13 protein-coding genes are annotated in these 10,775 nt (G+C 67.4%); 7 read left to right on the plus strand and 6 right to left on the minus strand.

Annotated elements, in window-relative coordinates:
* The 3 genes from RTM68_RS13940 to RTM68_RS13950 all read left to right on the plus strand — a co-directional run.
* The coding region (locus tag RTM68_RS13940) for a winged helix-turn-helix domain-containing protein (protein WP_312171931.1) at positions 1 to 412 on the plus strand (412 nt) is incomplete at its 5' end.
* Positions 413 to 446: 34 nt separating this feature from the next.
* On the plus strand, positions 447 to 1,406 hold the full coding sequence (locus RTM68_RS13945) for a DNA-3-methyladenine glycosylase 2 family protein (protein WP_312171933.1): 960 nt from the start codon (positions 447 to 449) through the stop codon (positions 1,404 to 1,406).
* Between the two features lie 34 nt (positions 1,407 to 1,440).
* Entirely contained in the window at positions 1,441 to 1,638 is a 198-nt protein-coding gene (locus RTM68_RS13950; RefSeq protein WP_312171936.1) for a hypothetical protein, read from the plus strand.
* 59 nt (positions 1,639 to 1,697) lie between these two features.
* Here the strand turns inward: RTM68_RS13950 and RTM68_RS13955 are convergent, their stop codons facing one another.
* Genes RTM68_RS13955 through RTM68_RS13970 form a run of 4 tightly spaced genes read right to left on the minus strand, consistent with a single transcriptional unit; the run spans position 1,698 to position 5,520 of the window.
* Positions 1,698 to 2,453 (minus strand): ABC transporter ATP-binding protein, encoded by a 756-nt coding sequence (locus tag RTM68_RS13955; RefSeq protein ID WP_194762840.1) that lies wholly within the window; start codon positions 2,451 to 2,453, stop codon positions 1,698 to 1,700.
* Positions 2,450 to 3,475, minus strand: coding sequence for an iron chelate uptake ABC transporter family permease subunit (locus RTM68_RS13960; RefSeq protein ID WP_312171939.1), 1,026 nt, complete (start codon positions 3,473 to 3,475; stop codon positions 2,450 to 2,452). Before RTM68_RS13960 ends, RTM68_RS13955 begins: the two co-directional genes overlap by 4 nt.
* Positions 3,468 to 4,472, minus strand: coding sequence for an iron chelate uptake ABC transporter family permease subunit (locus RTM68_RS13965; RefSeq protein ID WP_312171954.1), 1,005 nt, complete (start codon positions 4,470 to 4,472; stop codon positions 3,468 to 3,470). Before RTM68_RS13965 ends, RTM68_RS13960 begins: the two co-directional genes overlap by 8 nt.
* A 55-nt stretch (positions 4,473 to 4,527) precedes the next feature.
* Positions 4,528 to 5,520 (minus strand): ABC transporter substrate-binding protein, encoded by a 993-nt coding sequence (locus RTM68_RS13970; RefSeq protein ID WP_312171941.1) that lies wholly within the window; start codon positions 5,518 to 5,520, stop codon positions 4,528 to 4,530.
* A 103-nt stretch (positions 5,521 to 5,623) separates the two neighbouring features.
* Between RTM68_RS13970 and RTM68_RS13975 the strand changes: the two genes are divergently transcribed.
* From RTM68_RS13975 to RTM68_RS13990, 4 genes are all read left to right on the plus strand, one after another.
* Positions 5,624 to 6,391, plus strand: a complete 768-nt coding sequence (locus tag RTM68_RS13975; RefSeq protein WP_312171942.1) for a siderophore-interacting protein — start codon at positions 5,624 to 5,626, stop codon at positions 6,389 to 6,391.
* Positions 6,392 to 6,431: 40 nt separating this feature from the next.
* Entirely contained in the window at positions 6,432 to 6,833 is a 402-nt protein-coding gene (locus RTM68_RS13980; RefSeq protein ID WP_312171944.1) for a VOC family protein, read from the plus strand.
* 280 nt (positions 6,834 to 7,113) lie between these two features.
* Complete coding sequence (locus tag RTM68_RS13985) at positions 7,114 to 8,283, plus strand: RtcB family protein (RefSeq protein ID WP_312171947.1); 1,170 nt, start codon at positions 7,114 to 7,116, stop codon at positions 8,281 to 8,283.
* 163 nt (positions 8,284 to 8,446) lie between these two features.
* Positions 8,447 to 8,704 carry a hypothetical protein gene (locus RTM68_RS13990; RefSeq protein ID WP_312171957.1) on the plus strand — a complete coding sequence of 86 codons (258 nt, stop codon included), beginning with the start codon at positions 8,447 to 8,449 and terminating at the stop codon, positions 8,702 to 8,704.
* A 2-nt stretch (positions 8,705 to 8,706) separates the two neighbouring features.
* Here the strand turns inward: RTM68_RS13990 and RTM68_RS13995 are convergent, their stop codons facing one another.
* Entirely contained in the window at positions 8,707 to 10,161 is a 1,455-nt protein-coding gene (locus RTM68_RS13995; protein ID WP_312171950.1) for an MFS transporter, read from the minus strand.
* A 58-nt stretch (positions 10,162 to 10,219) separates the two neighbouring features.
* Positions 10,220 to 10,775: M20/M25/M40 family metallo-hydrolase (locus tag RTM68_RS14000; protein WP_312171952.1), on the minus strand; the 556-nt coding region annotated here is incomplete at its 5' end.

The raw sequence follows: 10,775 nt of genomic DNA on the forward strand, positions 1-10,775 counted from the left end.
GCGCCTCGCTCTGCAGGAGCCCGGCGCGATCGCCCGCACCAAGGCCGCGGCCGAGGAGGAGACGGTCGACGAAGAAGGCGGCGTCGTCGTCGACATCTCCCGCAAGCGCGTGCTCATCGACGGCGAGTCGGCAGCCTTCACCTACAAGGAGTTCGAGCTGCTGCAGTACCTCGTGCTCCGCGAGGGGCGCACGATCGAGCGCAGCGAACTGGTGTCCGCCCTGTGGCAGGCCCAGGACGACGAGACTCCCGGCGAGCGCACGATCGACGTCCACGTGCGTCGCCTGCGCGCCAAGCTCGGCCGCTACGAGGACATCGTGCGCACCGTGCGCGGCATCGGCTACCGGTTCGACCGTCACGCCGACGTCGTGATCCGCTACGGTCACGGCACGCCGTCGCCCGACCGCTTCTGAGGTCGGTGTCAGACCTCCGGCGTACCGTGGGGGCATGCCCCTGACCGCTGACGCCGCTGCCGACGGAGCACCTGCATCCGTCCGCACGCGCGACGCCGTCTATCGGCCCTCACACCCGCTCGACCTTCGTCGCACGGTCGGCATGCTCCGCCGAGGGCCCGGCGACCCGACGATGCTGTTCGACGGTCCGGTGATCTGGCGCGCTCTGCGCACGCCCGAGGGCCCGGCGACGCTCGCCCTCCGCCAGACCGGTGGAGAGATCCACGCGACCGCGTGGGGCCCCGGAGCCGACGAGGCACTCGACCGGCTGCCCGCCCTGTGCGGAGCCGACGACGACCCACGGGGATTCGACCCCTCGCACCACCCGCTCATCGCCGAGGTCGCACGACGCTCTCCGGGCATCCGTCTGGCGCGGACCGGCGAGGTCTTCGATGCCCTCGCCTGCGCGATCCTCGAGCAGAAGGTCACCGGTCTCGAGGCGTTCCGCGCGTGGCGTCTGCTCGTCACGAAATACGGTCAGCGCGCCCCCGGCCCGACACCGCGCCCGATGTACACGGCGCCGACACACACCGAGTGGCGCGCCATCCCTTCATGGGACTGGCATCGCGCCGGAGTGCAGCCGCCGCAGTCGAGGACGATCGTGCGCACAGCATCCCGGGGCGACAGCATCTCACGCGCCTTCCTCGCGGCCGAGAGCGGCGAAGACCGGGATCGCGTGCTCACGAGCCTGCCCGGCATAGGTCTCTGGACCTCGGCGGAGACGCGCATCCGCGCGCTCGGCGACCCTGATGCGGTCAGCGTCGGCGATTACCACCTCGCGCACGAGGTCGGCCACGTGCTCACGGGCCATCGCACCGACGACGACGGGATGCTCGAACTCCTCGCGCCCTGGGCAGGCCATCGCCAACGGGTGATCCGGCTCATCTTCGCGAGCGGCATCAGCGAGGCACGGCGAGGGCCACGCCTCTCCCCCGAGGACAACCGGAATCGCTGACCCTTCGCCGCCCCCGGGGCTCTAGGCTGAACGCATGTCCCGCAACCTGCTCCGTTTCTCCGTCACCGCAGGGCTTCTGATCCTCGGAGTCGTGATCGGGCTGATCTTCCAGAACGTCTGGCTCGGCATCCTGCTGGCAGCCATCGTGTGGCTCGGCTGGTTCATCGGGTACGAATCCCGCCGCGGGCGCAATGCGGGGGTCAACGACGAGGACCACGGCGTCGAGCTCTGACGCGGGCTCGAATGCGGCCCGACCGACGCACCCCTTCGACCCGACCCGCGAAGCCACAGTCAGTAGTACACGGCGAGCGGTCCTGACGGTCCGTCGATGACCTGCACCGGAGTGTCGAACACGCGGGTCAGGACCTCGTCGGTCAGGATCTCGCGGGGTGAACCGAACTCCACCACCTCGCCGTCCTTCATCGCGCAGATGTGATCGGCGTAGTGACCGGCGAAGTTGATGTCGTGCAGCACGATGACGATCGTGCGACCGAGTTCATCCGAGGCCCGGCGAAGGTGCTGCATCATCTGCACCGCGTGCTTCATATCGAGGTTGTTGAGCGGCTCGTCGAGCAGCACGAACTCGGTGTCCTGCGCCAGCACCATCGCGACGTACGCGCGTTGGCGCTGACCTCCTGACAGCTCGTCGAGGTAGCGGCCTTCGAGATCCCCGAGATCGAGGAAGTCGATGGCGCGGCTCACAAGCTCCTCGTCCGCGCGCGTGAGCCTTCCCTTCGAGTGCGGGAAACGCCCGAAGCCGACGAGCTGGCGCACGGTGAGTCGGGTGACGAAGTGGTTCTCCTGCCGCAGCACCGAGACGATCTTCGCCAGGTCCTTCGATCGGGTCGTGGCGACGTCGTACCCCGCGATCTCGATCGTGCCGGCATCCATGCCGCCGAGCCGGCCGATCATGGTCAGGAGGGTCGACTTCCCCGCTCCGTTCGGACCGATCAGCGCGGTGATCCCGCCCGCGGGGATCTCGAGATCGACGGGGCCGATCGCGACCTCGCTGCTGTAGTCACGGCGGACGCCGTCGAGTGCGATCACAGCCTGCCCTTTCTGAGGATGACGATGAGGAACACGATTCCGCCCACGAGCTCGATGAGGATCGACACCATGCCCTGCGCATAGAACACGTTCTTCATCACGAAGTACGCCCCCGCCAGAATCGTGAATGCCGTGAGCACGGCTACGGGGAAGATGAGCCGATGATCGTGCGTGTCGGCGAACTGATACGCGAGGGTCGCGACGAGGAATCCGAGGAAGGTCATCGGCCCCACCAGCGCAGTCGAGGTCGCCATCAGCACCGCGACCAGGAACAGGACGATGTACAGCTCGCGCCTGTGGTCGAGCCCGAGCGAGCGCGCCGCATCGGACCCCAGGGCCATGACGTTCAATCGCCTCGACCGCATCACGAGCAGCGCCGATGCGGCGAGGCAGAGCGGGATCGCCAGCGGCAGGTACGAGGCATCGGCGTTCGACACGTTGCCGAACAGGCGAGCGGCGAGCACGTCGAACTCGCTGGGAGTGAGCAGTCGCTGCATGAACGTCGAGATCGCGCCGAGGCCACCGCCGATGATGATGCCGACGAGCAGCATGATGTGCAGGTTGCCGTAGCGCCCTGACAGCAGCCACCCGTACAGCGCCATCGCGAGCGCCACCATGATCACGACCTGCAGCCCGAACTGCCAGACGCCCTGGATGGCGACGAGGCCCGCGACTCCGAAGAGATACACCGTGGTCGTCTGCACGACGCGGTACAGCGACTCGAACCCCATGATCGACGGTGTGATGATGCGGTTGTTCGTGACGGTCTGGAAGCTCACGGTCGCGATCGCCTGCGCGATCGCCACCACCACCATGACCGTCACGTTCGTCGCTCGATGCTGGGCGATGCGCCAGAACCCCGCGGACCCGACCGGCATCGGGTTCTCCCAGGCGAGAAGGCCGAAGGCGAACACCGCCGAGAGCGCGAGAAGGATGCAGAACACGACGACGTAGCGACGTCGTGCTCGCGGTGTCGTGAAGGATCCGGACGTGCGCGCGCCGGCAGCGACCGCGCTAGCCACGGCGGCGCTGCCTCAGGAGCAGGAGGATGAAGACGACCGCGCCGATGACGCCCAGGATCAGCGACACCGGAACCTCGAAGGGCATGATGATCGTTCGCCCGATGATGTCGCAGACCGTGACGATGGCGATCCCGAGCAGGCAGACCCACGGCAGGTTGCTGCGCAGATCGTCGCCGCGGACCATCGAGACGATGTTCGGCACGATCAGCCCCAGGAACGGCAGGTTGCCGACGACGACCGTCACCACGCCGGTGGTGACGGCGATCAGAGCCGTGCCGAGCAGGATGACCCGGTCGTAGTTCAGACCCACGTTCGTCGCCACCTCTTTGCCGAGTCCGGCGATCGTCAGGCGATCCGCGACGAGGAACACGATCACACCGACCACCGCGACGATCCACAGCATCTCGTACTGACCCCGCAGCACGGACGTGAAACTGCCGGCGAACCAGACCCCGATCGCCTGGAGCGAGTCGGTGGCCAGCGCGAAGTACGTGGACACGGCACCCACCACCGCGCCGAGCATGATGCCGACGATCGGCACGATGAGCGACGACGTGAGCGAGACACGACGCAGGAAGGCGAAGAACACCATGGTGCCGATGAACGCGGCGACGATCGCGCCGACCATGCGCAGCGGGATCGACGGCTGAGGCACCAGCACCATCACGGTCAGCAGGCCGAGACCCGCCCATTCGGTCGTTCCTGTGGTCGTCGGTTCGACGAACCTGTTCTGGGTGAGCAGCTGCATCACGAGGCCGGCCATGGCCATGGCCGCGCCGGCGAGCACGAGGGCGATCGTGCGCGGGATGCGCGTGATCTGGAACATCTCCGCGCCGTCTGCCGCGCCGGCGATGTCGTACACCCCGGTGAAGAGCGAGAGCACGAGGAGCGCGATGACGACGACGACGCCGACCAGCAGCTTCACGTCGAAGAGCCGTCCGGCGGAGCGGAGCGGCTCGAGCGCGCGGACGGACTCAGCGGGGACGAGGCGATTCATGACGGAATGCCGGATGGCGGCATCCGACGAGAAATCGGATGCCGCCATGCCGTGGTCACTTCTGCGCGGCCTCGAGGGCGTCGGCGAAGTCGTTGAGGAACGTCGTGTACGTCTGGATGCCCTCGTTGAGGTATGTGTCGGTGGGCATGTAGACGATCTGCTCGTCGGCGATCGCGGTGACTCCGGCGAGCGCCTCGGAGTTGACGAGGATCTCTGACGCCTGCACGTAGTCGGGTGTCTCGGCGGCGAAGACGGCGTCGCGATCGAGCACGAGCAGCCAGTCGGGGTTCGAGGCGGCGATCGCCTCGACCGAGATGTCGTCACCCTGGTGATCGTCGCTGGCGTCGTCGACCTCGAGCGCCGGCGTGAGGCCGAGGATGTCGTAGATCGGGCCGAGCGAGCGTCCGACGGTCGGAGCGAGGTAGCCGATCTCACCACCCGAGGTGTTGACGGCCATCACCGTGGCCGAATCGTCGTACGCGGCCTTGGCACGCTCGACTGCCTCGTCGAAGGCGTCGACCAGTTCCTTCGCCTCATCCTCTTTGCCGAAGATCTCGCCGAGCACGGTGGTCTGCCGCTTCAGCTCGGCGTCGAAGGGCTCGCCGTCGCGCGGCTCGAGATCGATGATCGTGGCGTCGGGCACCAGGTCGGCGATCGCCTCGTTGTGCTGCGTGAAGCGCTGTCCGCTGATGATCAGGTCGGGCTCGACCGCGACGATCGCCTCGAGGTTCGGTTCGCTGTGGAGTCCGATGTCAACGATGGAGTCGTCGTCGAGGTATGAGACGGAGTCGGGCATGAGGGCGACCGCGCCGGCGGAGAGCTCGACGCCCCAGTCGGACAGCGTCTGGAAGGTGCGGTTGTCGAGGGCCACGACGGATGCCGGAGGCGTCGCGATCTCGTGTTCGCCCGTGTTGTCCTCGATCGTGACGGAAGCTGCGGCGGCCTCCGTCTCTTCCGGTTCGGCTTCGGCGGCGGTGGAGCACCCTGCGAGGGCGAGAAGACCGACGACGCCGACGCTCGTAACGGTGAGGATTCTGGGCACGGACATGGAGAGACTCCTGTTCTGCTGTGTGGAAACGCGCACGACTGGCGCAGGACGAGTGACTTAGGTATGCCTAAGTCGTACTCGAAAGATAGGTTAGCCTTACTTTATGAGCGATACGAAATCCGGCTTCACGATCGAGCGACGCGGCCTCGATCTGCGCTTTCGCACGGTGACGCTGAGCGCCAGGGAATGGCTTGCCCCCGACTTCGTCCGTGTGCGCCTGACCGGCAGCGATCTGGAGGGCTTCGAGTCCCCCGGATCCGATGACCACATGCGCCTGTTCTTCCCCACCGGCCCCGTGAGCTCGGTCGAGGAGATGCGGGCGGCACCGAGTCGCGAGTACACACCCCTCGCGTGGGGATCGGACTGGCTCGACGTCGAGTTCGCGGTGCACGGAGACGCCGGCGTCGCGGCACCCTGGGCCGCCACCGCTGCCCTCGGGTCATCGATCGGGGTCGGTGGACCGCGAGGGTCGGCCGTGATCGCCGGCACACCCGACTCGTGGCTGCTGGTCGGAGACGAGACTGCGATCCCCGCGATCCGACGCTTCGCCGCGCTCATCCCCGCAGATGTCTCTGCCCGGATCGTGATCGAGACGGTCTCGGCCGGGCGTGAGGTCGATATCGAAGCGCCGGTCGACATCGAGTGGCTGCATCGGGGCGATGCTCCCTCGGGGGCGGCGCTCATCGCGTTCCTCGACGGGCTGACGGCGGAGGATTCGAACGGCGACGATCCGTTCGTGTTCATCGCGGCCGAGCAGTCGATCGTCAAGCCCGGACGCGCACTGCTCGAACGGTGGGGCATCGACCCGGCCCGCGCTGTGGTCAAGGGGTACTGGAAGCGCGGCGAAGCCGAGTACCACGCACCGCACTGACCTCCGACGACGGACGGCATCGGCCTGCGACACTGGGCAGATGGCGCTTCTCGACCATCTGGGCATCACCGTCGTCGACATCGAGCGCGGGCGGGCCCAGTTCCATCCCGTGCTCACGGCTCTCGGCTACGAGTTCGGGTCCGAGGCCGAGAACGGGATCTCGTGGCACCACGGCGACGAGACCGAGATCATCATCTTCGCGCCGCACGAAGAGGGCAGCGCTCCGCACGTCCACGGCCGAGTCGGCTGGCAGCATCTCGCCTTCGCCCTGGACACCCGTGACGAGGTCGATCGACTCCATGCCGTCGCCGTCGCCGCGGGCTGGAGCGTCGTTCGCGAGCCCAAGATCTTCACGCGTTTCAGCGAGAACTACTACGCCTCCTTCGTCGAGGACGACAGCGGCATCCGCGTCGAGTTCATGCACAACCCGCCGCGGTCCTGAGCTTGACTCCCGGGCGTGTCGCGCTCTAGTGTGGCAAAGCTGTGCCGATCGCGCACCGCATTCACGCCGAGGAGACGACGGATGACCGCCCTGCGGAACTTCCCCTTCACCGCGGTCTTGCCGCTTCAGCAGAAGCGCAATGACCGCTACGAGTCGTACCCTCCGGCGCGCGCCGTGTGACAGCATCCGCTGTTCTCATGCCCCGCACCGTCAGGTCCGGGGCATTTCTGTTTCATGAGGATCCCGACCTGTGGCTGAACATCACACAAGGAAAGGAATCATGGAGAGGCTCTCCACACGGCTGCTCTCGTGGGCGTCGATGATCGATGAGAAGACACTCGATCAGGCGCACACCACCGCTCGCATGCCGTTCATCCACCCGCACCTGGCGCTCATGCCCGATGCGCACCTCGGCAAGGGGGCGACCGTCGGCTCGGTGATCCCGACGCTCGGCGCGATCATCCCCGCCGCCGTCGGCGTCGACATCGGCTGCGGCATGATCGCGGTGCGCACGCAGTTCACGAGGAGCGACCTCGCCGGTCGCGATCTCGCCGAGCTGCGGGAGCAGATCGAGCGCGCCATCCCGCTGTCGGCCGGGCGCTACAACAACAGGATCGTCGCGACCGCGGAGCCGCGGATCCTCGAGCTCGAGCGGCTCGCAGAGGAGAACGGCTTCGACCCCGAGTCGTACGCCAAGAACTGGCGACTGCAGCTCGGGACTCTCGGCTCCGGCAACCACTTCATCGAGGTGTCGGTCGACGAGCTCGACCGGGTCTGGCTGTTCCTGCATTCCGGGTCGCGAGGCATCGGCAACCGGATCGCCGGTCATCACATCACGGTCGCGCAGAGGCTGGCGAAGCAGTGGTGGATCGAGCTTCCCGACCCCGACCTGGCATACCTCGTCGAGGGCACGACGGAGTTCACCCGGTACATCCGCGAGCTGCGGTGGGCGCAGCACTTCGCCCTGCTCAACCGCGAGGAGATGATGGACCGCGTGGCTCGGCAGGTGTCGGAGTTCCTCGGGACGCCGGTGGACGAGCAGGAGCGCATCAACTGCCACCACAACTTCACCGAGTCGGAGAAGCACTACGGCAAGCGGGTGTGGGTGTCTCGGAAGGGCGCGATCCAGGCGGATGCCGGTCGTCCGGGGCTCATCCCCGGGTCGATGGGGACCGCCTCGTACGTGGTCGAAGGGCTCGGTGACCCGCAGTCGCTGAACTCGTCGCCGCACGGCGCCGGGCGCGAGTACTCACGGTCCGCGGCACGGCGCACGTTCTCGCACGAGCAGCTGCGCGAAGCGATGGAGGGGATCGAGTTCCGCGACACGGACGCCTTCATCGACGAGATCCCGCAGGCGTACAAGCCCATCGATCAGGTGATGGCGGATGCCTCGAGCCTGGTCGCCATCCGGCATACACTGCGTCAGCTCGTCAACGTCAAGGGCGACTGAGCAGCACCCCTCGACGGTGGGCGATGACGCGAGTCACCGCCCACCACTCCTGCACAGCCGGGCCCGTCGACTCGAGTTCCCCCGCTCCTCGGGATGACGGTATACAGCGATCTCGATTCCGATCATCGGCGTGGAACGATGCGAGGATGACACGGTGCACCTCATGAACGACGCTCAGATCTGGACGATGATCGCGTGCTTCAGCGCGCTCATGTTCGGCATGCTGACTGTCGTCTCGACCCTGTTCATCCGCGTCGTCCGCACCGAGATCGGCGGCCTCCGCACCGAGATGAACGCCCAGATCGGTGGCCTCCGCGGAGAGATGAACGCTCGCTTCGACACCGTGAACACCCGCATCGACGGACTCGACCGCGACATGCAGGCCGTCGTCAAGCGCTCGTTCGGGCTCGACCGCGACTGACCTCAGCCGATCGGGGCGGCGACGGCCTCGGCATCCGACCGGTCGGTGAACGCCTCTTTCGGGACGAACACGAGGATCGCGGCCGCGACGAGTGCGGTGACACCGCAGACCACCCACACGGTGATGTACCCGGCGAAGGATCCGGCTGTGCCCTCGACCGCGCCGCTCACGCCGTTCAGGAGCGCGATGCCGAAGACGCACGAGGCGATCGCGCCACCGACAGTCTTGACCGAGTTCGTCAACCCGGTCGCCACACCCGTCTGAGTGGCCGGAGCCGCCGAGGCCGCCGCGGCCGGAAGCGCCGCCACGAGAGCCCCCGATCCGAGCCCGACGATCACCATGTTCGTCACGACCTGCAGGTACGAGTCATGGAACGGGAGGAAGAGCAGGAACCCGAGACCCACGAGCAGGGATGCGCCCATCAGCGTGATCCGCGGGGTGAGCAGGCGGGCGATCACGGGGAACAGCAGGGCCCCCGCGATCATCGCGATCAGATACAGCCCGATGATCAACGACGTCGCGAACCCCGTGGTGCCGAGTCCGTAGCCGTAGACGCCCGGGTCGGTGCGGGCGAAGGTCGACAGCGGGGCCTGGGCACCCAGGACACTCACCCCGAAGAGGCCGGCGGTGAGGAACACCGGGCCGAGAGCGGGCGAGCGGAACATGCGCACATCGATCAGCGGATCGTCGCAGCGGAGCTCCCAGAGCACGAACGGGATGACGAGAAGGAGCCCGAGGACGACCACGGTCCACGACCACGGGTTGACCAGCCCGCCCTCGAGGCGCAGCAGGCTGAGGCCGCCCGTGAAGCAGATCAGCGCCAGCGAGATGAGCACCACGCCGACGGTGTCGAAGACTCCGCCGGTCGGATCCGACGACTCCTTGACCCCGAACAGGATCACGAAGAAGCACACGACGATGAGCACGGCCGGGATGAGGAGCACGACCGTGAGCGGAAGCACGTCGATGAGCGCACCACCGGCGAGAGCGCCGATGATCGCGCCGCCCTCGAGAGCCGCCACCAGCAGACCGGCGGCCTTCGCCGTGATCGAGGAACGCCCTTCCATGCGCCGCGAGCGCGACCAGATCAGGGCGATCTCGAGCGGCAGCCACACGACGTAGAAGCCCATCAGGGTCCAGCCGATGAGGAACACCGGGAACGAGTCCGTGAACGGCAGCACGAGTGCGGCCGCGGCGGTCAACGCGGTCGAGATCAGCAGCATCCGCTTGTGGCCGACCATGTCGCCGAGCTTCGCGAACGCCGGCACGACGAGAGCCGAGAGCATGAGCTGCGTACCTTCGAGCCAGTTGACGTCGGCGTCGTGGATGCCGAGGTGCCGCGCGATGTCGGTGAGCATGGGCGTGTAGTAGCCCTGCAGGACACCGCTCGTGAACTCGACGAAGGCCAGGAAACCGACGACCGTCGCCAGGGTGCCCAGAGTCCGACTGCGGGTCATCGCGGCTCCTCGATGAGAAGGGAGAACCGAACGCTCGGACGTCCGGGAGAAGGTGAGATCACCCTAGCCCCTCGAGGAGAGCGCGATGGAACCGCTCGCCCCGCTCGAGGGCCTCGATCTCGACGTTCTCATCCACGCCGTGGATCGACGCCCGTTGCGCGTTGGACATGTCGAGCGGCGCGAAACGGTAGACCGCGGGTGCGAAGCGATGGAAGTGCCGCGAGTCCGTCGCGGCCATCATCACGTACGGCACCGCCGGAACGCCCGGGTGCGACACGGCGAGCGCGTCCCCGAGCAGAGCGAACTGGGCGTTGTCGGTCGGGGACTCGGGAGACGGCTCGCTCGCCTCCTCGACGGTCACCGTCATGAGCGGATCGCGGATGCGGCGGCGCACCCGCAGCACGGCCTGCTGCGCGGTCTCGCCCAGGGCGATCCTCAGGTTCACTGTCGCCGACGCCTGTGAGGGCAGCACGTTGGCCGCCGTTCCGCCCGACTGCATCGTCGGCGCCACCGTCGTGCGCACGAGCGCGGCCGGCTCGCCGCCGAGCGCCGCGAAGACCTGACCCGTGAGGAACGGCGCGGAGCCGAGCAGCCGCAGCAGATGTCGAGCGGGG

This window comes from Microbacterium sp. (assembly GCF_031988965.1).
In the GTDB taxonomy this organism is placed as follows: domain Bacteria; phylum Actinomycetota; class Actinomycetes; order Actinomycetales; family Microbacteriaceae; genus Microbacterium.